Raw genomic sequence first — 23384 nt, 5'->3', positions numbered from 1 at the left:
ATTCTTCTGATTTAAAATTCTAATTCTACATGAAAATACACTTGCTTAGATGATGGGAATGGATTTACATCTAAACCTGTAGAAAGTCCTGTACCCCCTTTTGTAGAAACCTCTGGGTCATATCCAGAATAAGGAGTAACCGTCCATAAGTTTCTACCTGAAGCACCAATTCTAATTTTATTAATAGTACCATTAAAGGCACTTAATATATTTTCAGGCATTCTATAATAAAGCGCTATCTCTCTTAATCTCATATAAGATGCATCTTCTACAAATCTGTCAGTATTCGGATTTGATGTTCTTTCCTGTCCAGAAGCTTCATCTAAATCTCCAGTCAAAGCTGCTAAATCAGTTAAGAAAGTCGTTAAGTTAACGTTTTCACTTCCTTGTCTGATGTGAACTAAGAAACTAAAGTCGAAATTTTTAAAAATGGTCATATTATTAAAGAACGACATTTGAAAATCTGGTTCTGCATCTCCAACAGTCACTACCTCACCATCAACTCTACCTTTAATTTGAGTTACAGGTTCCCCTTCTTCGATAAAAGCGGTTCCTAAACCTAATCCAAACCCTGCACCCGCTGGCGCAAAAGGAGCTACATCAAGTCTTGTTATTTCAGATCTGTTAAACCAGAAATTAGTAGTAGAATTCCAAGTGAAGTTCTCATTTTGAACTGGCTGAGCATTCATAGAAAGTTCCAGACCTCTATTTACTAAATCAGCCAGATTAGTTACTTCTAAGCTAAACCCTGTAGATGGCTGTAAAGCTCTCTGAAGAATTAAATCGTTAATAGTCCTATTGTAATATGTTGCAGTAAATGATAATTTATTATCCAGTAAGCTCATGTCAAAACCAGTTTCAAATTCAGCAGCTGTTTCAGGTATCAAATTATCACTTCCTCTTAAGCCACCAATTGAAACTCCTGGTGAACCTCCAATATTTACAGGACCAAAACTTGTGAAAAGCGATCCAAACCCTGCACTAGAACCTGTTTCACCATATGCCGCTCTAACCTTCAATTGGTTAATTGCATCTACTGACCAGAATGGGTAGTTTGCAATGTTTAGTGCTAATGATGCTTTAGGGAAATAATAAAACTTATTTTGCTCGGCATTCAAAGTAGATTTATCTGCTCTAACACCTAAAGTTGCAATGATTTTATCTTCAAAATTCATTTCTTGTTGAGCAAAATACCCGAATTCTCTAACATCCTGAAGAGTTTGATCTAATTCTTGTGTACCCGACTGACCTAAAGTGGTTTGTCCTGGAATTAATTGAGTTGCCTGGTTATACACTAAATCTCTTGAGAAAGTGATATAAGTATATCCTACTTGAGAAGTTAATTGTAAGGAACCACCACTTAAATAGTTATCCCATACCAAGAACCCTTGATTATTGGTATTGAAAATACTATTCTTACCCACTCCAATAAATCCGTTTTGCAATCCTCTCTGCGCCTGATGATATTCAGGAACGTATACATAAGTTTCTAAATTATAAGAATCGAAACCACCATTCCATTTAAACTTTAAGAAAGATTGATCAGTTTCATAAAGGTTCACATCAATACTGGCACCTTGAATGAAACGATTTATATTTTCATCATTAATTGCCTGATCCCTTACTAACAACATATTACCAGCAGTATTCGGGTTGTCAGGATAATTGCCGAATTCATCAGGATATAGATTAGCCCATGGTCTTGTAAAAGCTAAGTTATAACCTAAACTTAAACCACCCTCATTTTCATTTCCAGTGAAGCCTCTCTGAGTAAGCGAATTCACAAAATTACTTGAGGTAGTAAATGAAATTCTATCGCTTAACTTATGATCAATATTGGCTCTAACACTTGCTCGTTGATAGCCAGTATTTTTTATTATACCATTTTCATCTCTTAAAGATCCACCCACAAAAAATTTAGTTTTTTCATCACCACCTGTTACGCTAACACGAGTGTCAGAAATTAAACCTGTTTCACCATATAATTCTTCTTCATAATCATAAAGACCTCCACCATTCACTGCTGCATTATAGGCTGCTACTTCTCCTGGTCCAAATGTCTCTTCTACTAAGCTCGCTGTCCAAGGACGGTCACCAATTCCAACATATCTCTGAATAGTATTGAAACCCAAATCCTGAGAAACTTTTACTCTAGTTTCACCTCTTTTACCCCTTTTGGTTGTAATGATTACCACCCCAGCGTTTGCTCTAGCACCATAAATTGCTGCAGCTGAAGGACCTTTTAAAACCTCTATATTCTCAATATCACTTGGTGCTAAATCTGCAATCCTGTTAGATGCATTTTCCTCATTACCTGCATTTGCACCGGATGCATTTCTTAATCCACTTGGAATTTCTGCATTACTCACATATACTCCATCAATAATGAATAATGGTTGGTTATTACCCGTAATAGAAGTTACCCCCCTCAATCGCATGGCAATACCTCCACCTGGAGCACCTGAACTTGAAGTAATATTCACTCCAGTTACTTTACCATACAATGCATTATCCATAGTTGGCTGATTTGTTGTACCGGTCAATTCCTCAGCTGAAACCGTTGCTACCGCATTACCTAAGTTCGAACGCTTGACACTTGATGCCAAACCTGACACCACAACCTCATTCAATTTTGTAATGTCTTCTTCTAAACTAATTGTTAATGGGCCAGATTGACCTAGATTAACTGCAACTTCTTTCTCAGCAAAGCCGATAAAAGAAACTACCAAAATTTCTGGTTGTGAAATAGATAATTTAAATTTTCCATCTAAATCAGTAGTTACTCCTGAAGTAGATCCTTTTTTCACAACTGTAGCTCCAATTAACGGAAGACCATCACTGGCGCTGACTACTGTTCCCTCAATTACCCGATCCTGCCCGTAGGAAAATGTCCCGATCAGGAAGAGAATGATCATTAATAGATACTGTTTTTTCATAGATTTTAAATTTTGGTTTAAACTTAATATGAGAAATTTTATTGATATATATAGGTACTATACCAAATATATTGTTTTTTTGTTGGAATAGTAAAACATTTTCTATGTAAAAGAAAACAACTGTATTATAACGAACGAATGCTTGTTAGCTTAGAATTGTGATATTTATACAGTAACTTTATTATAAATTACCGATATATGATTGGATTTCTTTTATTGTGGATCGAGCCGAACGACCTACCCCAATCAAAGTAGCTGAAGCAAATCCAGTCCATGAACCGTAACCTACAAACCATATTGATTTTTCATCAACGGAAGGTGTTGTTTTTGTTTTTACCTGACCTTTTTCATCAAGATCAATTACATTTCTGAGAAAATCAGTAGCATATTTAAATCCAGTACACCAAATTATAACATCAAAACTTTCTTCCTTTCCTGATTTCCATACTACCCCATTTTGATTAAAGTAACTAATCGTTCCCGCAGATTGTAATACACCTCTATTCCTTCCTTCCTTCACTGATGGAAGCATTACAATATTTCCTAAATTGTACTTTTCATTTGACCATTTTATACCCTTCTTCTCAGCATAATATTTGGCAGTTGCTTGGTCAAATAAAACCCTACCGTCTACATCATCTGGTAAGAAGGAAGGTTCTTTATTGGTCGCCCATTTCACTCTGGCTAATTTGGAAACTTCAGATAATATTTGAGCTCCCGAATTTCCTTCTCCAACTACTAAAACCTTTTTATTTTTAAAATCTTTTGGAGTTTTGTAGTGTGCAGAATGGATTTGCTGCCCATTAAATCTATGTAACCCTTCAATTTCTGGAATAAAGGGTTTAGACCATTGTCCTGTAGCGGATATTATAGCCCTGCTTTCTATAATTCCCTTATTTGTGATTATTGTATAAATATTTCCTTTTTTAGCTACATTTAGGACCTTAATTGGTCTTTTTATATTGAGCTTATATCGCTCTTCATACTGACATAAATATTGGATAACTTCATTTTTAACAGGAAACTCATTTTCAGATTTTGGCATTAACCAACCTGGTAATGAACTGTGCTCTGAAGGGGAAAATAAGGTTAAAGAATCCCATGCGTTTTGCCAAGCCCCTCCACACTTTGGCTGATCATCAATAATTAAATACCTTAAATCTGTTCTTCTTAAATAATAGCCACAAGCTAAGCCGCTTTGGCCGCCACCTATCACAATAACATCATAAGTAGAGTCGGAATAGTTATGCAAATCATCCATTCAATTAATTCCCCTCTTCTGATTGGTCAAGTGTTTTATTTATCTCTTGAATAATCTCATTTAGCTCTTGAGATGGTTTTTTTAGTTTTAAGAAAAGCTTTTTCAATTCTTCAGGTTCTTGTGAGTATTCGGAAATATTGATTAAACCCATGATCCGTGCCAATGGACCTCTTACTTTATGGGCGTTTATATTAGCATAATCAATAATTTGTCGGTTTTTAGTTTCAATTAAACGTGATCTTTCTTTTACTAAATTTTCAAGATTGCGATTTATCGCTTCATATTCCTCATTCTTAGCAATTAATTCTTCATGCGTTTCCTCTAATTCAATATTGGCTTGTTTTAACTTTCTTTCATATTCTGCATTGGTCCTATTATACCATAAAAATGTAGTGGTAGAAAATAGAGCAATAAAAAGAGGTGGGATTTTAAAATCTGTAAAATTAGATACTAATTCCTTCATAGCTTCAGGTGGATTACTATAATACAATAACACCTTATCTATAAAGAGAGTAATAGTTAAGAAATAAACTAAAAATAAGATAATGAATAATCTATCATTTTGATGTTCAAAAATTATAAATGGAACAGAACAAAAAATGGCCGCTGCATATTGAAACCAAATGAATTGACCAGGAAAAAAATCACCTATTAATATTGGAACCCCTAATAAAATCAAACTAGGTAGTAACAATAATATACTTTTTGATAATCTGTAATAACGATAGAAGTTTAATATGGGGATAAAAAGCATAATTATTAAAACTCCCATTCTTCGATAGGAAGCAAAGTAATTCTCATTGCTTATATCATTTAAGCCCACTACAATCATCACTAGCGCTAATGATAAAGCCATTACATTTGCAAGAAATAACTTGCGTTTAGCAGTATCATCCATATCCATTGTGATACCTGAATGAGTCCATTTTTTTAAACTTAATGACAAGGTTGATTATAATTTATAGTTCAATTAAATGTAAAAAAATAAAATATGACCTGTACCATAAAAAACGATTAACCTCATTAATATTTCTATCAAACAGGAAATTTATTCATTGGCTTTCCATTTTTTAGTACATTTGCCGTTCGAATCAAAAAAAAATATAAGTGACCTTAATAAAATCAATATCTGGCATAAGAGGAACCATAGGAGGAAAGACGGGAGAAGGTTTAACGCCTGTTGATATCGTAAAGTTCAGCAGTGCATATGCAGCCTGGATTAAGAGCAAGAGCGACAACAAGAAAATTGTTATTGGTAGAGATGCAAGACCAACAGGAGAAATGGTTTCGAAATTGGTTTCTGCAACTTTACAAGGTATGGGAATGAATGTGGTTGATTTAGGTCTTTCTACTACTCCTACAGTAGAGATGGCCGTTACCTTAGAAAAAGCTGCTGGTGGAATCATTCTAACGGCAAGCCATAATCCTGTGCAGTGGAATGCCTTAAAATTATTAAACGATAGAGGTGAATTTATTTCAGGAGAAGATGGTCAGGCTATTTTAGATTTAGCTGAAAACGCTGATTATGATTTTAGCGAAGTAAAGAAAATAGGCAAATACACTACTCAAGATCACTACATTCAAAAGCACATTGACATGGTAATCGATTTGCCTTTAGTAGATGTAGCTGCAATACGTGAAAGAAAATTCAAAGTAGTAGTGGATGCAGTAAATAGTACTGGAGGAATTGCTATCCCAAAACTATTAAAATCACTAGGTGTAGCTGAAGTAAGAGAATTATATTGCTATCCGGATGGGAATTTCCCACATAATCCTGAACCATTACCCGAGAATATAACTCATATTAGTAATGAATTAGCAAATGGTCAATACGACCTAGGCTTTGTGTTGGACCCAGATGTTGATAGGTTGGCTATAGTAAATGAAGACGGAACGCCATTTGGAGAAGAATATACCTTGGTGGCAGTTGCTGATTATGTTTTAAGTCAACAAAAAGGGAATACCGTTTCAAACCTTTCTAGTACTAGAGCATTACGTGATGTTACTGAAAAAAGAGGGGGTAAATATGAAGCTTCAGCAGTAGGAGAGGTAAATGTAGTCACCAAAATGAAAGAAACCGATGCTATAATCGGAGGCGAAGGTAATGGTGGAATTATTTATCCTGAACTTCATTACGGTAGAGATGCCTTGGTAGGAATTGCTTTATTCTTAACGCATTTGGCGAAAACAGGTAAATCATGTTCTCAATTAAGAGCCTCATTCCCTAATTATCATATTTCTAAAAATAAAATTGAATTAACACCTGAAATTGATGTTGACGCAATTCTTAAAGCAATTCAAGAGCGATATAAAAAGCAACCAATCAACACTATTGATGGAGTTAAAGTAGAATTTGATAAGGAATGGGTTCATTTAAGAAAATCTAATACAGAGCCTATTATCAGAATTTATTCAGAATCAGATTCAGAATCAAAAGCTGAGCATTTAGCACAGAAAATGATATCTGATATAAAAGAAATTATTTCAAATAAAGAAAATTAAACAATGGCAGGGATTTATTTAGATAATGCAGCTACCACCGCATTGGATCCTGAGGTTTTCGAAGCGATGAAGCCCTACATGCTCAATCATTTTGGTAACCCATCTTCAATCCATTCACATGGAAGAGAAGTTCGTTCTGCAATTGAGAAATCAAGGCGTACTATTGCTGAATTATTGAATACATCTCCTTCTGAAATATTCTTCACTTCAGGTGGTACTGAAGCTGATAATACAGCCTTAAGATGCAGCATTGAGCAAAGAGGGATAACACATGTGATCACTTCAAAAATTGAACATCATGCTGTTTTACATACTTTACAGCATCTTGAAAAAACAGGTCAAATCAAATTAGATTACGTTCCACTTGATGATAAAGGAGTAATAGATTTATCTGCTTTGAAAGATTGGTTAAAGAAACACCCTGAAAGTTTAGTTTCATTAATGCATGGCAACAATGAAATTGGCAATATTCTGGATATTGAAGAGGTGAGTTGGATATGCAAAGAACATAAAGCCATTTTTCATTCCGACACTGTTCAAACCATGGCTCATTACACACATGATCTTCAGGAGATAAAAGCTCAACATATTGTGGGTGCCGCACATAAATTTCACGGCCCAAAAGGTGTTGGTTTTTTATATATCAACAACGATCATAAAATTCATCCTTTTATTCATGGTGGTGCGCAAGAACGAAATATGCGCGGGGGTACTGAAAATGTATATGGAATTGTTGGGCTAGCCAAAGCAATGGAAATTGCTTACCGAGATATGGAGGAACACCATAATCACATTCAAGGCTTAAAGGACAGAATGATCCAAAAATTAAAAGCTAAAGTAGAAGGTGTTGCTTTTAATGGATTAAGCGAAGACTCAGATAATAGCTTATACACCGTATTAAACGTTAGCTTACCGCCAACTAACATGAGCGATATGCTTTTATTCAACTTAGATATAAAAGGAATATCCGCTAGTGGTGGTTCTGCCTGTAGCAGTGGAAGTGATGTTGGCTCACATGTAATTGCTGAATTAGGAAACGCATCAGAAAGACCTAATGTGCGCTTTTCATTTAGTAAGTTTAATACTGCTGATGATATTGATAAAGCAGTTGCTGCAGTTGCTGAACTATATGAACAAAAAACAGTATAATCTGATTATTTCAAGATATTGCGTTCATGTAACGCTATTTCAGCACTAGACAAAACTCACAAAAAAGCCGAAGTAATTTAAATTGCTTCGGCTTTTTTATACTCAAAAGATTAAATTTATAATTTCAATAAGGCTTTAATAAACCCCATGTTCTCACCTTTTTCTTTAATTATCATGAGAGGGATATGGCTATCATAGCTAATTACTTTTTCAGCCACACTTCCTAAGAAAAGAGAGGCCAGCCCTGTTCTTCCTTTTGATCCCATAATGATCATATCTGCATTTTGCTCTGAGGCAAAATCAAAAATCTTATCCGCTGGCAAATCATCATCATCTAAACCATAATGACAGATAAGGTCATCTGGAAAATCATTCTTTTTAACAAACTCCTGAAAATCATGCTGAGCATGAGATTCCATAATTTTTGCAAATTCAGAATAAGACTTACCAGTTTTGTTGTAACCGATTGGTACTCTAAATATGTTTAATAGTGATAAAGAAACATCTCTATCTTTAGTAATTTCTAATGCTTGTTCTACCACTAATTTAGAATGCTTTGAGAAATCAACAGGTACTACTACTTTATTAAGTTTAAAACTAGAATCTTCGGGAACCATCATTAAAGAAGTATGAGCAACTTTTGCAACCTTGTGCGGCATGATTCCGCCTCCCTTTAGTTCCTTTTTTCTTCCCATCACCATCATATCCACGTTCTTAATATCAACCCACTTCAAAATTTGCTCTGATGGATCTCCTTCCTTAACCTCAATTGAGATTTCACATTTGCGGTCTGTCTCCCAATATTTATCTACCACTTTCCTCATTGACTCCATCATAGACTCATCAGTTGGGGCTAGTAGATCAGGGTAATTCTTTTTTAACTCTTCTGGTAGTTCTAAATCCTTTGCAATATGAATAAAGTAAACTTTTTCACTCTTTAGAAATTGAGCTAAATGAGAAGTATATTTCACAAGTACTTCATCCATTTTAGTAAGATCAAGAGCAACTAAAAGTCTTTCAATTTTATACATGTCCAGTTATTTTTGATTAAAAATCAGTTGATACTGTAATTTAGTAATTTATCTAACGAATTGTAGCTGACAAAGTGGTAATTTTCTCTTGCTTTTCTGTATATACGTAACGCTAGCGCCCTATAATTATCTGATTTATAAAGCTTAGTATAAATTGGCATTAAAAACTTTTTTCTTCCCGTGTTTATTAAAAACTCCTCCATTTTACCAAAGGCAGGTCTATAGTCTGCTTTAATAGCAAGTAAAAACCATTCGCTTAGTATTTCCGCATTCCCGCTATTAGTGAAATTAAATTTTTGATCTAATTCTTGTACCTGTAGATACGTTATGCTATCCGGCAGCTGATGAAAAAAATGTAAAAACTCATGCGTACTCCAATTAGAAGTTTGAAGAGTATCTATATTTTCAGTAGATAACCAATTTTGAATTGCATTATTAACAGCTAAGAATCTTTGGGAATTGGGAGCTGGGATATCCTGTGGAATTCCGGATTCATAAACCCAGTTTTGCAGTAAATCCTCTGGCATTTTTATGTCATTTTTTCCAAATAAATTTTGTTCCAAATAATATAAAAACTTCTCCGTATTAATGGATTGAAACGCAAACTCACCAAAGTATTGATTTAAAAAGATGTCGAATTTTTCTCTACCTACTAGTTCTTCCAACCTTCTTAAAAAGAAATATCCTTTGTCGTAAGCTATAGCTGTCATCCCAACATCAGGATTTCTGCCCTCTAAATTTAATTTAAGTTGAGTATCCTTTTCATTTCCTTCATCAATTAATTCCTTAACCTCTTCTTTTAATTCCTTGTAAGAAATAGAAGCCAACATTTCAGAATAATCCCTTCCGTACATAGCTTCCATAATTCGATATTCGAAATAAACAGTAAAGCCCTCATTAAGCCAGAAATCATTCCAAGTAGCATTAGTTACCAAATTGCCTGACCAGCTGTGAGCTAATTCATGTGCAATTAATGAAACCAGCGACTTATCTCCTGCCAAAATTGTTGGAGTTGCAAAAGTTAAACGAGGGTTTTCCATTCCACCAAAAGGAAAACTAGGCGGCAAAACCAAAACATCAAATTGTTCCCATCTATATTTACCATAAAGGTTTTCAGCAGTTTCCAAAAAGGACTGTAAATCTTCTAAGTCTTGATTAGCTTTATCAATGGTAGCGGGTTCAGCATAAAAGCCTGTGTTTTTTCCAGTTTTTTGATATTGCAAATCACCTACCGCCAACGACATTAAGTAAGCAGGAATGGGTTGTTCCATTTGAAACTCATAAACCCCTGTAGTATCTACTTCCTGAGGATTTGATGCGCTCATTAAAGCTAAAAATCCTTTAGGTACTTCCACCTTTGCATTAAAGGTGAATCGAATACCTGGTGAATCCTGTATAGGAATCCATGATCGGCACAAAATGGCTTGAGATTGTGAAAATAAAAAGGGTTGATTTCCTGAGGTTTGATTAGGATTTAGCCATTGTAAAGCTTCTGCATTTGGTTTTGTTTTATAAGCAATGCTGATTGTATGAGTTGATTTATTAATCGGAATAAGAAGGGCTGTACCCAATAAATCATCTTTACTTTTTAATTCATAATCAATAGATACTTGATCATTACTCCATACCTTTTCAATATCAAGTCCTTTAGTATCTAAGATTATTTTTTCTGCATTTGGATATTTTTCAATATCAAATTGAGCAATGGCATTAATAATTTTGTTTTCAAAATCTACAAATGCCTCCCAATTCAAATGCTTAATTTTTGCCTCTTCAGAATTCGAAAAGGTATGCATATCTTTTCCCTTATAATCAATTACACTTACTCTATTATTTTCCATATCTTTTTTCTCATTACAAGAAAATAATGCCATTAATAAACACGACAATACTGTTAATTTATACATTCTATTTGGATAGATTATTTTCAATTTTCTTGTTATTGTTCTATTATTTATGAAAATTAAGATAATTGTTAAATTTGCTCAAGAAAAAGCGCTACCTTAAAAGTAAATCACTAAATTCGTAAGCTTTTTAAAAATTAACAGTAAAAAAACCAATAACTGTCGAAATTTAAAACAAGATTTTGAAGTTAACGTATTTTGTTATCATATTTGATACCATATGTTTAGAATGTCAGGCACACACCAGCGCCCCACTGTAGTAATAGATATTGAAAAGGGGTTTTTTGAAATATCCGGTTCTTCAATTCCTGAGAATCCAATGGATGTTTTCACTCCCATATTTGACCATCTAAACCGTTATTTAGAAAACCCTTTACCGGTAACTGAATTGCATTTCAGACTAGATTATTTTAATACTAGTACTTCAAAATTAATGTTAGATATGATCCATAAAATGGAAACATTAACGGATAAAGATGGGAAAGAAGTTAAAATTAAATGGTTCTATAGAGAATCTGATGATGATATGATGGAGATTGGTGAAGATTTTGCAAATCTTTGCAGATTACCTATCGAAATTATTCCATATGAATAAGTAAAAATTTAAATAATAAATTTAAAAAAAGCGGTTAGGGAAATTAATTTCTCTAACCGCTTTTTTTTAGTCTATTTCATTTAAAAATAACTCAAGCTTTTCAATAGTAACATGATCCATTACCACAATTTTGTACCATTTTGGATCTTTATGATTGTCTGGTATTAGTCCATATTTTTTACAAATTAACGGATTCAAATATTCGGCTTTAATGGTGACTATATTGGCATCGGGATATCGATAGAATTCAATCTCCTGCTCTGCTAATTGATCGCAAAGCCATTTAGTTCTATGGTTTAATACCAATGTTTTTTCGAACCATCCGTTCGGTCCATAAGTCATCAAAATCATCCAAATTGCTATTGCATTTGCTCCAGATCGAGATCCAATTAAGGTAAAATCTTGACCTTCAACATAGCTTGCTTCTTGTGTATTAGCATAATGCATCCAGTTTTTTCGAATCAGGAAAATTCCAGTTCCATAGGGTGCCTGTAGCATCTTATGCGCATCTAAGGTAATAGAGTTTACATGAGGATTACTAAAATTCAAATCATTATCCGATTTAGCAAATGGATAATAAAATCCACCATAAGCTCCATCAACATGCAGTTTAAAATCTAGACCTTTCTCTTGAAAAGTATCTGTATAAACACTTACATCATCCACCGAGCCAAACATAGTGGTCATCATATTGGCAACTATTATAAAATACTTCTTGCCTTGAGATTGAGCTTCTTCTATAGTTTCATGAACAGTCTCTTTGCTGATAGATCTATCATTCTCATCAACCTTTACTTTAAAAAAATCAATTTGAAGTACATTAGAAGCCTTTGCTGAAGAATAATGAGCATCGCTGGAACTGAGTAGCGCTATTTCATTTAGCTTCGCTTTCTTCTCTTGTAAAAAGTAATTCCTGTAAATCCACACTGCTTGCATATTTGCTTCTGTACCTCCCGAAGCTACATAGCCATCATATTCAGAATCACAATGCAGTATATCTTCAGCACAAACTTTGATCACCTCTTTTTCTAATTCCTGTGTGCCTCTAAAAAAGCTTTCAGACTCTCCTAATGTATGACACCCAATATGATTGGGATTGTGAATTAGCGTTGATAAATAAGGAGCATCCTCAAGAAAAGGTGCATTTTGATAAAACACCTTATCATCTAAATGAGAAGCTGGCAACCCAATAATATTTTCATTATAGTAATCTACATTTTCTGAAAGTGCAGAAAATATCCTTTGTCTTATCTCATTTTGAGATAGCTTTTTCCACTTTTGCATAATAAGAAATTTAATGTTTTGAATTAGGGGCAGATTCCTCGTGCGGAGATCTTGGATAGGTGATACAAATGTAGGGATTTAAGAGGATATTACAAACTCTCGCAAAGACGCTAAGACGCTAAGACGCAAAAGTAAAACACCCCCTAATCCCCCTCAAGGGGGAAGCTATGCTATGAACATATTTTTTTAGTTTATTACTTTTACAGTATAAGTGTATATTCTTTAACCGATAATAAAGTTAAGACATGTTAGGCCCGTGAGGGGGAAGTTGTTCTTAGGATATATTTGAGACTTATAATTAGAAATCTCGATAGTTAAATCAATGTGATGAAAATACCAATTGAATCTGAAAATAATTCCAAGGTGATATCCCCTTGAGGGGATTATAGGGGTGTTCTAGTAGTATTTTAAAATTTTGATTAATTTGAAATACGTTCTACCAAACTGCAGAATTTTGACCAGAAATAGAATTATTCCCTACAAACCCTATCTTAAAAAGCTAGCTAGAGAACTCAGAAAGAATAGCACATTAGCTGAAATCCTATTGTGGGAAGAAATTAAGGGCAAAAGACTAGGCTATCAATTTCACAGACAAGTCCCATTAGATTGTTTTATAGTTAATTTTTATTGTCATGAATTGATGTTAGCCATTGAAGTCGATGGGGGCTCACATGATAATGAGTCGGCAATTAAGTTAGACCAAAAGAGACAATCAAAATTAGAAAGCTTGGGAGTAAAGTTTTTAAGATTCGATGATGAAGATGTGAAAACCCAGACTGAATGAGTAGTAAACTCTATTTTTGAATACATCAAGAATGTAGAAGGTCTTAGCCATTAAAACACCCCCTTACCCCCCTCAAGGGGGAAGCTATGCTATGAACATATTTTTTTAGTTCATTACTTTTACAGTATAAGTGTATATTCTTTAACCGATAATAAAGTTAAGCCATGTTAGGTCCATAATGGGGAAAGTTGTTCTTAGGATTTATTTGAGACTTATAATTAGAAATCTCGATAGTTAAATCAATGTGGTAAAAATACCAATTGAATCTGAAAGAAATTCCGAGGTGATATCCCCTCGAGGGGATTATAGGGGTGTAAAGCTTGTGCTACAGCTATTTATTAGAAAAACAAAAGGGTGAAAGTACTTGTGGCTAAGATTTTATTTGAAAATTAGAAGGGTTATTAAAACTAACACCCCCTTATCGCCCTCAAGGGGGAAACCTGCCATGAGAATACTTTTCAAATAATGAAACTATATACCACTAATTGCAATTTTTGATTTATACTTAAATTCATAATTGAAGTTTTTTCGAGAAGCTATCCCCTTGAGGGGATTATAGGGGTGTGCCAAATGGAATTTTGCGCCTTAGCGTCTTTGCGAGAGAAATTTTAAAAGGGAGGGAATAGTGGGGAATTATTGGAAAATCAACTTCTTGATGACTTCTTCGCCTTGGAAACGGAATCTCAAGAAGTAAACGCCAGAACTAATGTTATCTCTTTGGAAAGAGATTTCATTATAACCCGCTTCTAGAGAATAATTGAAGTTATTAATATTTTTACCATTACTGTCTTCTAATCTAAAACTTAAAACATCACTTTCTGGGGTGATAATTGGAATAGTAATTTGACTAATAGCTGGATTAGGATAGATTTCCAATACCTGAAAACCACTTTCCAGATTCGTGCAAACTTTATTGTTTACAAGATTGTCCTCATCAATAATAGAAGATTTGGCGCTAGCTTCTATGCAGATCTTCTTCAAGCCTTTACGTTGTTCCTCCGTTAATTTTAGGCTTAAAGAATAATTTCTATTGTCTTCTGGATAGATCGGGGCATTAACTGTTTCTGTTACTTCATAGGAACCTAAATCTATTCTAAGATCAATTCTTTCTGGAACCAATGATCCCCTATTTCTGATATTAAGAATAAAAGAGGTAAACTCACAATCTTCATTCACAGTTAAATTATTCAGGGCCACATCAAGGCTTGGTTCTCTAACCTTTATCTGCTCAAAATACTCATCCACACAGCCTTCAGCATTGACTAATCTTAGGCCTAGCAAATAAGTACCCACTTCATTAATAGTATAGGTTAATTCTTGATCGCTAGAAATACTATCCCCATCTAATGTCCAGAGAACTGATGAAATGATATCAGCATTATCGGCAGTAGTAGCGATATCAAATGGATAAGCTCCTACCTTTTGATTAAGCTGGAAGAAGGACTCTGGCGAAGGTTTAATATCAATGATTTTGCTAATATTTTGAGAACAACCGGATTGCGTTTCCAAGATCAAATTAATTTCATAAGAGCCAGTATCTTCAAAAATAAACTCTGGATTTAAAGCATTGGATCTAATTTCTCCATCAATACTCCAGTTATAACTTTTTAATGAATTGCCTTTTAAATCACTCAGATTTTCGATTTGAATGGCAGTTCCAACACAGGCTTTATCCCAGCTGAAATCAGGGAGAGGTTCTTCATAAATCTCAATAAGCTGACTATTAGTTGAACTGCATAAATTCTCATTTTCTTGTCTATAAGTCAGTTCGTAAGTTCCTTCAACATCAAATTGGTATTCAAATACAGTCTCCTGACTAGTCTGAACTATACTGCCAACATTATCTCTCAATTCCCAAAAATGAGAAATACTATTGATAGTATCTTGTGGAGTGAATTTTCTTAATTGACCTATACAGTTATTCTCGGCATCAAATTCAGCATTAGGTACTTCGTTTACTGTAATGCTTTGTGATGAAAAGGAGGTACAGCCATCGGAAGTCGTCACTTGCAAGCCTACTTCATAGGTTCCTGCTTCTGGAAAAATAAATTCGGGATCAGCTTCTGAGGAAATATCCGTTTGAACGCCAGCCACACCAAAATCCCATAAGTAATCTGTAATATTTGATTGATCGACAGTGACCAATTGCGTAAATTGAGTATCCTGATTGGCACATGCCACATCAGCTTCAAAAGCCACATTGGCTAAAGGTGAGATCTCCACTTCTTGCGTAATGGTAAAGTCACAGCCATTGGTCGTAAAAGCGGTTAGTTGCACTTGATACACTCCCGCTGTATCATATTGATGACTTGGATTTGCCTGAGTAGTTTGAGTTCCATCCCCCAAATCCCAAGTGTAATTATCCAAAAACTCCCCTTCTGAAGTATTAGCAAATTGAATGAGTTCACCTAAACAATTATTATTGGTTTCAAAAGAAACTAATGGCCCAGGATTTACCGTAATGGTTTTGGTTTTTTCCACAACACACCCTGCCATATTAATAATTTGAGTAATGGTATAATCTCCAGCTGCTGCATATTCATGAACGGGGTTTTCTTCCGTTGAAGTAGTTCCATCTCCTAAATCCCATTCAAAGGTGGCTTCAGTTGGTAAAGAAGCTAAATTCTCAAACATGATAGGTTTTTGAGAGCAAATACTTCCCTGAGCTGTTGCTTGAAAGTCCGCTACGGGTTCTGCATAAACGCTCACCGTATCGACAAAAAGGTTATTACAACCATTTGCATCGGTTACATTTAAACGCACTTCATAATCCCCTGGAGTACTGTAATTGTATGCTGGATTCTCAGCTGTACTGGTATTGCCATCTCCAAAATCCCAGTTATAACTACTGATATTGGCTGTACTTTGACTGCTAAATTGAATCGGGTTTGAAATACATAAATTATCACCAGTGGTGTAGGTGATATTAGGGGCTTGGTTGTTGGTGACTGTTATTTCTTTGGTGATGGTGGAGGAGTTTCCGTTGGAGTCGAAGGCAGTCAGTTCAATTACTTTCACACCATTATTCAAATAAAATGGAGATGGTTCCATTTCAACACTAAATGTAACATTCGAAGAACAATTTGAATAGGTATTAATTATATAAACTCTCCTGTTTCTATCATTTATTAAAATTCCCTTGTGTTCGCCAGAATCCTTGATAAATCTTATATTATACCCTTCTGCATAACTGCTTTCATTTCCATATCTTGTAGAACCACTTATGATACCAACTGTATCTATATTCACTCCCAGGTTTACCTTGAATATCCTACCTTGAAACGTCAAAATATGTAATCTGTATTCAAGGCCTTCTTTTATAATTTCAATATTATTTATACTCCCACCTTCGTATAAATTCGATGTGACATTAGAAACACTATTCTCAAAACCATCCATTAAGTTCGATCCAAAATCTAACCTACCTATATTTCCATTCGCGAATGATCCAACAAATCCATACCAATTACCACCTTCTTCAATGAACTTAATTGAGCGTGTATCATTCATTCCAGAAATTGTTGAAGAAGTGTAAATATTTGTGGCAGTAATATTATTTTGAATATTATTTCGGAAATCGACTAATTGCAATGTTCCATTTGGATTTATGATTCCTGCAATAAGCTCTGTTGGACTGTTAATTATTTCCATTTTGGGAAACGATTGCCCAACACCTGAATATACCTCTTTTGCAATTGGAACGTTCGATATACCATTTGCAAACTTCAAACTTACCAACTTTTGACCAGACCAGTTATGAACTAAAGCGTAAACTGTGTCTTCTTGAATTATCATCCTTATAGATGCTGGCTGGCTTAGCTGATTTCCAACATTTCCCAAATCCTCAATTAAAGTGGGAGCAGAATCAATACCATTTCTAAAGGTCATTCTTGTAATTGTATTTGAAGCCCAATTTACAGCTAATCCATACCAAATATTATCAAGCCTAATATAATCAGCTGAAAGTGGACGTCTTGCATCAGTTAAACTGGTTAATTCCGAGACCGTTGTTTCATCTGTAATTGAAGTAAAGCAAAAATCCCATTCTAAACTGTCAAAATTAATAGAATTATTAGTTAATGATATGTTTTCCTCGAGACAAACTGAATTCGGAAGGTCAAAATCCGCATTTACTATTTGTCCAAAAATATTCTCATAGCAAAAGAGAAAAACCACTAAAATAAATAACTGCTTCAAATTAATATGTCTTTATATGTTGACTTAACAATTTCAATACTTCTTATATTTCGTCCTACTTTGCTTATTTTTTCCGAATCATAACTTAAAATATGATCAAATATTTTTTTAGACTTATTATCCCAGATAACACCTAATCCCTTCTCCTCCAACCAATCCTGTTCATCGCCTACTTTTGGTGTTAAAAGCACTGGTAATCCAACTGCCCAATATTCGGCAAGTTTGACAGGACTTAGAAAGGAACTCACTTCATTTGATTTATACAAAGCAAAGGCAAAATCTGCGGCATTCAAGTAATCATTTACTTTTTGGTAACCGACAAACCTCGTATGGATTCGGTTGGAAGGTAGTTGATATAACTCAATCATTTTTTTAATCCAGTCTTTGTCAGTATTTGTAAGTAACAATAGTTCGAAGTTCTCAATTGATTTGAAGACTTGCTGGAAAATTTCAAATGCTTCTTCCTCCAGATAAAGTCCTCCAAATTTCCCAGCATAGACTCCTAATATTGAACTTGGTGTAACCTTTAACTCATCTCTTATTTTGTTTCTTATGTAATTATCTTGAAAAAATTGATTATGATTAATAGCACAAGGCACAACAAACACTCGTTCTTTAGAGACTCCTTTATGAATTAAAGCTTCACGATAATTCTGAGTTACTGTTATTAGAGCTTTTGCTTTCTTTATTTGTCTTCTTTCCCATCTCTTCTGAAAAATATAGCGAGGATCATACTCATTCCATGTTCCTCCAGCTTTCATGTATTCTGCATGAGGCTCAAAGGATTCAACAATAAAAGGAATTTTTAATTTTTTAGTTGCCAAATATGCCAAAGCTCCTGCTGGAGCTCCTCTACTAATAATAAAGTTGATTTGATGTTTTATACATAAATCTTTTATCAACTTAGGAAATTGAATAAAATCATAAACTTTGTTGAGATGATTTAATGGTAGGTTTTTTGAGTACAAAGGGGTATAATCATCTGATAAGATTATAACCTTCTTACGGCTTACTTCTTTTAAACCCTCTCGTTGCGTATTACAGAAATGTAGATATTCGACTGAGTCCATTTTTTTCAAAATTTCTAAATGAGGGAAAATGGTAGCATGGGTCAAACCATCATCTACATTCCAATAACCTACAAACAAAATTCTGTACTTGTTTTTCATAAAAACTTAATACAATAAACCCTATAATTAAATTCTATATAAGAATTAATTAAGGATAGATTATATTCTTTACTTTGACAAGGTATTTAGTATACATTGGACTAATTAATAAAAATACTATTGAATTCATTATAAAGACTACCTTTTAAAATTCTATATAATTTTCATCTAAATAAAATTTCAAGTGCATCTATAAATCTGTAATTGGCAAAGTAACATTTTACCATTATTGATTTAAATTTCCTATGAAATGTAATCAATTGATCACTTGTTACTAATGGGTTAATTTTAAGCTCATTATAAATATCTAAATAGCCTTTTTCTAACCCTTTAAGATTTGACATTGCTGATTGATTTTGTTGACGATACTTGTATGTTATTTCATCAACAAATCCAAACTTACCCGAATTGGAAATTGAAATATAAAAAAGTAAATCTTCACCATGAGATAATCCATCTTTGAATTTATATACTTTCCCTGTATTTCTTATCATCCATGTGGGGCCAAAAAATGTTTTACCTGAAAGACTAATCAAGTCATTGAATGGGTTTCCAATAAATCTTGGTCTGTATAATTCTTTTTCCTTTTCAATGGAAATAACTATTCCATCTACAAATTCAATATTTTGATCTTTATGAAAAACTCTAAGTCTGGAAGATAGACTATTTGGAGTTAATTCATCATCGGCATCTAAAAAACAAAAAAAATCACCTGACATCTTTTTAAGGCCTAAGTTTCTGGCTGATGCAACCCCATTATTTGATTGATAGAAATACTTTATTCGAGGATCAGAATATGACCTAATTATTTGACTAGAACAGTCTGTACTACCATCATTTACTAATATCAATTCCCAATTTGTATAATTTTGAGTTAAAACAGAATTAATTGCTTTAACCAAATATTCCTCTTCATTATATAAAGCACAAATAATTGAAACTTTCATAAGAACCTAACTTTTGGCATTGAGTCATAGTCATAGACATTGATATTAAAATATTTCAGTACACTCAAAATATCCTGAATTTGTTTTTCTGACAAATAATTTTTCCATTGATTTAACTGATCTGTTTTTTCTAATTCATTGATCGGGCTGCTTTTTAAGGTTGTTGTACTGACTTTATTTAGTTTTTCATAAGAAGAAGCAGGAAGCTTTAAATTCCAACGTTTTTCTATTCTGCTTAATTGGTTTTCCCCATCCAATAAAAGATCTTCATAAGTAATGGTAATCCAATCCTTATTATTTTTAGGATGACTCAATGGTATCCTATTTACTAGGCACCAGTATGCCGCCAATCTTTTTTCCTTTGAATTAATATTTTGAAGAAACTTAGAATGTGTACTGTAAAATTCTTGGAATTTGCAATCTGGAATTTTAAAATCAGGTGATATTCTATCCCATCCACCCTGCCTAAGCTGACTGGCTACTACTGCGCAGGGATGTCTAACTATGTAAATAGGATCATATTCAAATTGAAAGTTTTTTCTAAGCCAAGGTAATAATTGATTTGCCCTGCAAAATTTAACAATTATTCTATCAGCTTTAATTAATTCATTAAAAGTGTTTCGATTACATAAATTGGAACTTAATGATTTACCTTCAAAAGTTTTTCTAAATAATAGTTTAGCCTCTTCCCAATTTTTATTTTCGGGTATATATTGTCTATAATCAAAATCTATTCTTTTAAATTCATTATTATAACCCAACATTAAGGGCTCCCAAATTAAAGAACTATTGTTTATTTCAGAAACTATATCTGAAAGCCATGTTGTTCCACCTCTTGGATCACCTGAAATGATGATTGTTTTATAAGTGCTTTTTTTCTTAATTAAAAATTGCAAGAGATTCCAAATTAAATCTTCACCTTTTTTATTTACTAGTAGTGGGAAAGATTTTATAATTTCTACCATTTTTATAAAATAATTTAAATAATCTTTAGAATCCGTTTAGCACCAATTATAATCACTATTTTAATTTTTTTTAAGATATTTTCTGGACTTTATTATAACATTTAGATATTGATTTAATCCATACAACTGATATTTTTTTACAATTAAATTTTGTCCATATGTTAATTTACATTTTGTTATCTGAAGTCAATTAAACCTTGAATAATTTTATAATTATGATTTTTAAATCTATCTATTGTAAATTTTTCAATTTTAATTTATAAAAAGCTTAGCCTTCCAATACGAATAGAATCAATTAAATTTGTTAATTATATTTGCAATTTTTTTGGTAGTATTTTCGGCACTGTATTGTAAAATGCTTTCAGTATCTGGCACTACGGATGCTGCCCCTGAGACAATTTGTAATAAATAATCAGAAGATTTTTCAACTTCATCAGGATCAAGGATAAATCCTGTTTTTGTATGTAATATTATTTCTTTTTGATCCCCTTCTGGAACAACTGCAATAATAGGCTTTGATTTTTGAAAATATTCAAATGTCTTACCTGCAATTGTATATGCCCTACCTCCAATCACTTTGGAAGAGGTAATAAGCAAATAATCACAATCACTTTGAAAATCCATAGATTCTTTATAGGTTAAAAAACCTTTAAATTCTACAAATTCTGTAAGCTCCATACTTAAAATCATTTTTTCTAACCAATCTTCCTTTTTACCAGCAAATATTAATTTAAAATCATCAGGTTTAATTTGATTCTGATCTTTTAGATATTTTATAATTTTTAGGAAATAATAGGGGGATCTGTATTTCCAGTCTTCTTCAAAAGGTATGTATTGAAACCATTGATAAGGTTTTTTAGAATACCATTTGGCTTTCATTAGAAATTCTGATTTTGGATTAAAATAAAATGAACCAACATAACCAATTTTAATGGTCGAATTTTTTGGCTTCAATTTGTATGAATCAATACCACCTTCAAAACTATTAGTTATTACTTTTATCTTTTTGTTGGATATTTTTTTATGCAGATTAAGTAAATCCTTTCTCATTTGCGGTGTAACTACTATATTAACATCTGCAATTTTGAGACATTTTCTTTCTAACCATAAATTAGCAATATAATGAAAATAAGTAGCATAGGGAGTTGTATTCCATTGTGACCAATGATCCCTCCAATCAAAAATTAGCTTCATTTTGTACTTATTTTTTAACCGATAACCTATTCTAGACATGCTAAAAGGAGGCATAGTAATAAGTACAATATCAATCTGGTTTTCTATTATAATTCTATCAAGATAAGTATATAGATTAGTTTTCCAGATATAAAAATCAGGATCATAAATATTAAAATAATAGCTCGTTCTAAGCTTGTATAAATAATTTTTCTTTTTTGTAGGAATTCGATATTCAATGAAATTATCATTATCTATTCTTTCGAATTTTTCATTTCCAATAGAACGAGCTACAACGATAGGTTTTAAGCCATACTTATACAAATTCTGTGCAAACCTGTAAGGCCTTAAACTTCCACCCGAATTTTCTGGCGGAAACTGATAAGAAATAATTAAAATATTCTTGAATACTTCCATTAATATGATCTAATCACGTCATTTAATATTTTTAAATATGACTGTCCAATATTCTTTCTAGAATATCTTTTAGTAGGCAATATCTCTCGTTTACTATCAACTTGATTTATTGATTCAACCCAACTGTTAATTGAATTTGACTTTACAAATAATGCGTTGTTTTCTAGAACCTCTGAAATTCCACCAACTTTATGAGTAATGACTAAACAACCAATTGAAATTGCTTCTGCACATACAACTGAAAAAGTTTCATACTCTGTGGGATGAAGTAGCGCTTTACTATCTCTTAAATAATTCGCTATTTCTATTGGGCTTAATCTTCCAACTAGTTTGATTTTATGTAAATAATCATTTGATAATATCCATTCCTTCATATCCCCCCACAGAGAACCTTTTCCACCAACTATTAATTCATGGTTTCTATACAACTCACTTTTAACAAATGCTTCAAACGCTAAAAGAGGCCTTTTGGGATAAGACCAATTACTAATCATAAATAATTTGCATTTCTTCTGTGATTCTATCGGTGGTTTAAAAACATTCTCATCAACAGTATTTGGGAGAATATAACTAGGAAATTCACTGTTTGAGAAAGTTTCAATATCTCTTTTTAAAGCATATGAGACTGTAATTACAGGAATTTTATATTTAAAAATTCTTTGAATTCTAGGTAATGGCTTAGGGACCCCAAAATTAAAATGGTACGCACTCCAATGTTCAGTTATTACTACAGGTTTTTTAATATATTTCTTTATTCTATGAAAATATGATAGCATTGGATAAGCTATATGAAAATTAATAATGTCATAATCTTTATGAACTGACTTAATAATTAACAAATTAACCAACCAAAAAAAATATATTATTTCATATATAACCCAGTTTCTAAATGGCAAACACACTATTTTCTGAATGAGAACATGGTCGGTATTGACTATAATACCAGGTTTTTCACTTTTTTGTATTTCAAAATGATATACTTTATTTATTACTTCTTTTGGAAGTGATTCAATTTGGTTCTTAATCCAAATCCCCTCATTCGTATTCATTTTGTTTGGATACCAACCTGT

The 23384-nt window shown here is 33.0% G+C and carries 16 protein-coding genes; 4 read left to right on the top strand and 12 right to left on the bottom strand.

From position 1 onward, the window contains the following. Nucleotides 1-11 precede the first annotated feature (11 nt). The 3 genes from QYS47_RS02600 to QYS47_RS02590 all read right to left on the bottom strand — a co-directional run bounded on the left by QYS47_RS02600 (nucleotide 12) and on the right by QYS47_RS02590 (nucleotide 5143). Complete coding sequence (locus QYS47_RS02600) at nucleotides 12-2936, bottom strand: SusC/RagA family TonB-linked outer membrane protein (RefSeq protein WP_322347624.1); 2925 nt, start codon at nucleotides 2934-2936, stop codon at nucleotides 12-14. A gap of 181 nt (nucleotides 2937-3117) precedes the next feature. Further along, nucleotides 3118-4197: an ArsO family NAD(P)H-dependent flavin-containing monooxygenase gene (locus QYS47_RS02595; protein ID WP_322347623.1), complete on the bottom strand. Its 1080-nt coding sequence runs from the start codon at nucleotides 4195-4197 to the stop codon at nucleotides 3118-3120. A gap of 4 nt (nucleotides 4198-4201) precedes the next feature. Then, the gene (locus tag QYS47_RS02590; protein ID WP_322347622.1) at nucleotides 4202-5143 is read right to left on the bottom strand and encodes a hypothetical protein; all 942 of its coding nucleotides are present in this window, start codon (nucleotides 5141-5143) and stop codon (nucleotides 4202-4204) included. 161 nt (nucleotides 5144-5304) lie between these two features. Here QYS47_RS02590 and glmM point away from each other — a divergent pair, with 161 nt between their 5' ends. Both glmM and QYS47_RS02580 read left to right on the top strand, forming a co-directional pair. Then, nucleotides 5305-6699 (top strand): phosphoglucosamine mutase, encoded by a 1395-nt coding sequence (glmM, locus tag QYS47_RS02585; RefSeq protein ID WP_322347621.1) that lies wholly within the window; start codon nucleotides 5305-5307, stop codon nucleotides 6697-6699. 3 nt (nucleotides 6700-6702) lie between these two features. Beyond that, complete coding sequence (locus QYS47_RS02580; protein WP_322347620.1) at nucleotides 6703-7848, top strand: cysteine desulfurase family protein; 1146 nt, start codon at nucleotides 6703-6705, stop codon at nucleotides 7846-7848. Nucleotides 7849-7964: 116 nt separating this feature from the next. Here the strand turns inward: QYS47_RS02580 and QYS47_RS02575 are convergent, their stop codons facing one another. Continuing rightward, on the bottom strand, nucleotides 7965-8879 hold the full coding sequence (locus tag QYS47_RS02575) for a universal stress protein (protein WP_308357897.1): 915 nt from the start codon (nucleotides 8877-8879) through the stop codon (nucleotides 7965-7967). Nucleotides 8880-8902: 23 nt separating this feature from the next. Continuing rightward, nucleotides 8903-10786: a M1 family metallopeptidase gene (locus QYS47_RS02570; protein ID WP_322347619.1), complete on the bottom strand. Its 1884-nt coding sequence runs from the start codon at nucleotides 10784-10786 to the stop codon at nucleotides 8903-8905. Nucleotides 10787-11003: 217 nt separating this feature from the next. On the opposite strand from QYS47_RS02570, the gene QYS47_RS02565 reads away from it, so the two are divergent. Beyond that, a complete protein-coding gene (locus QYS47_RS02565) occupies nucleotides 11004-11378 on the top strand; it encodes a DUF1987 domain-containing protein (protein WP_308357899.1) in 375 nt (124 codons plus the stop codon). 66 nt (nucleotides 11379-11444) lie between these two features. Here QYS47_RS02565 and QYS47_RS02560 read toward each other — a convergent pair whose 3' ends face one another. Next, nucleotides 11445-12662: a pyridoxal phosphate-dependent decarboxylase family protein gene (locus QYS47_RS02560; protein ID WP_322347618.1), complete on the bottom strand. Its 1218-nt coding sequence runs from the start codon at nucleotides 12660-12662 to the stop codon at nucleotides 11445-11447. 454 nt (nucleotides 12663-13116) lie between these two features. On the opposite strand from QYS47_RS02560, the gene QYS47_RS02555 reads away from it, so the two are divergent. Then, entirely contained in the window at nucleotides 13117-13446 is a 330-nt protein-coding gene (locus QYS47_RS02555; RefSeq protein ID WP_322347617.1) for an endonuclease domain-containing protein, read from the top strand. Between the two features lie 633 nt (nucleotides 13447-14079). On the opposite strand, the gene QYS47_RS02550 is transcribed toward QYS47_RS02555, so the two are convergent. From QYS47_RS02550 to QYS47_RS02525, 6 genes are all read right to left on the bottom strand, one after another. Continuing rightward, entirely contained in the window at nucleotides 14080-17643 is a 3564-nt protein-coding gene (locus tag QYS47_RS02550) for a PKD domain-containing protein (RefSeq protein WP_322347616.1), read from the bottom strand. Further along, nucleotides 17640-18812, bottom strand: a complete 1173-nt coding sequence (locus QYS47_RS02545) for a glycosyltransferase (RefSeq protein ID WP_322347615.1) — start codon at nucleotides 18810-18812, stop codon at nucleotides 17640-17642. The genes QYS47_RS02550 and QYS47_RS02545 overlap by 4 nt, the downstream gene beginning before the upstream one ends. A gap of 164 nt (nucleotides 18813-18976) precedes the next feature. Then, on the bottom strand, nucleotides 18977-19759 hold the full coding sequence (locus QYS47_RS02540; RefSeq protein WP_322347614.1) for a glycosyltransferase family 2 protein: 783 nt from the start codon (nucleotides 19757-19759) through the stop codon (nucleotides 18977-18979). After that, on the bottom strand, nucleotides 19756-20724 hold the full coding sequence (locus QYS47_RS02535) for a sulfotransferase domain-containing protein (protein WP_322347613.1): 969 nt from the start codon (nucleotides 20722-20724) through the stop codon (nucleotides 19756-19758). Before QYS47_RS02535 ends, QYS47_RS02540 begins: the two co-directional genes overlap by 4 nt. A gap of 291 nt (nucleotides 20725-21015) precedes the next feature. Beyond that, the gene (locus QYS47_RS02530; protein WP_322347612.1) at nucleotides 21016-22314 is read right to left on the bottom strand and encodes a glycosyltransferase; all 1299 of its coding nucleotides are present in this window, start codon (nucleotides 22312-22314) and stop codon (nucleotides 21016-21018) included. Then, nucleotides 22314-23363, bottom strand: a complete 1050-nt coding sequence (locus QYS47_RS02525; RefSeq protein WP_322347611.1) for a glycosyltransferase family 4 protein — start codon at nucleotides 23361-23363, stop codon at nucleotides 22314-22316. The genes QYS47_RS02530 and QYS47_RS02525 overlap by 1 nt, the downstream gene beginning before the upstream one ends. Between the last annotated feature and the right edge of the window lie 21 nt (nucleotides 23364-23384).

The sequence above is a fragment of the Marivirga arenosa genome, assembly GCF_030503875.2.
Lineage (GTDB): Bacteria > Bacteroidota > Bacteroidia > Cytophagales > Cyclobacteriaceae > Marivirga > Marivirga arenosa.
This window is presented reverse-complemented; position numbering and strand designations above follow the sequence as displayed.

Excerpts from the sequence above, each read along its gene's own strand:
- QYS47_RS02595 (WP_322347623.1), bottom strand. The coding sequence starts at position 4,197 with ATGGATGATTTGCATAACTATTCCGACTCTACTTATGATGTTATTGTG.
- QYS47_RS02580 (WP_322347620.1), top strand. The coding sequence starts at position 6,703 with ATGGCAGGGATTTATTTAGATAATGCAGCTACCACCGCATTGGATCCT.
- QYS47_RS02540 (WP_322347614.1), bottom strand. The coding sequence starts at position 19,759 with ATGAAAGTTTCAATTATTTGTGCTTTATATAATGAAGAGGAATATTTG.
- QYS47_RS02530 (WP_322347612.1), bottom strand. The coding sequence starts at position 22,314 with ATGGAAGTATTCAAGAATATTTTAATTATTTCTTATCAGTTTCCGCCA.
- QYS47_RS02575 (WP_308357897.1), bottom strand. The coding sequence starts at position 8,879 with ATGTATAAAATTGAAAGACTTTTAGTTGCTCTTGATCTTACTAAAATG.
- QYS47_RS02600 (WP_322347624.1), bottom strand. The coding sequence starts at position 2,936 with ATGAAAAAACAGTATCTATTAATGATCATTCTCTTCCTGATCGGGACA.
- QYS47_RS02565 (WP_308357899.1), top strand. The coding sequence starts at position 11,004 with ATGTTTAGAATGTCAGGCACACACCAGCGCCCCACTGTAGTAATAGAT.
- QYS47_RS02525 (WP_322347611.1), bottom strand. The coding sequence starts at position 23,363 with ATGAATACGAATGAGGGGATTTGGATTAAGAACCAAATTGAATCACTT.
- QYS47_RS02545 (WP_322347615.1), bottom strand. The coding sequence starts at position 18,812 with ATGAAAAACAAGTACAGAATTTTGTTTGTAGGTTATTGGAATGTAGAT.
- QYS47_RS02570 (WP_322347619.1), bottom strand. The coding sequence starts at position 10,786 with ATGTATAAATTAACAGTATTGTCGTGTTTATTAATGGCATTATTTTCT.
- QYS47_RS02535 (WP_322347613.1), bottom strand. The coding sequence starts at position 20,724 with ATGGTAGAAATTATAAAATCTTTCCCACTACTAGTAAATAAAAAAGGT.
- QYS47_RS02560 (WP_322347618.1), bottom strand. The coding sequence starts at position 12,662 with ATGCAAAAGTGGAAAAAGCTATCTCAAAATGAGATAAGACAAAGGATA.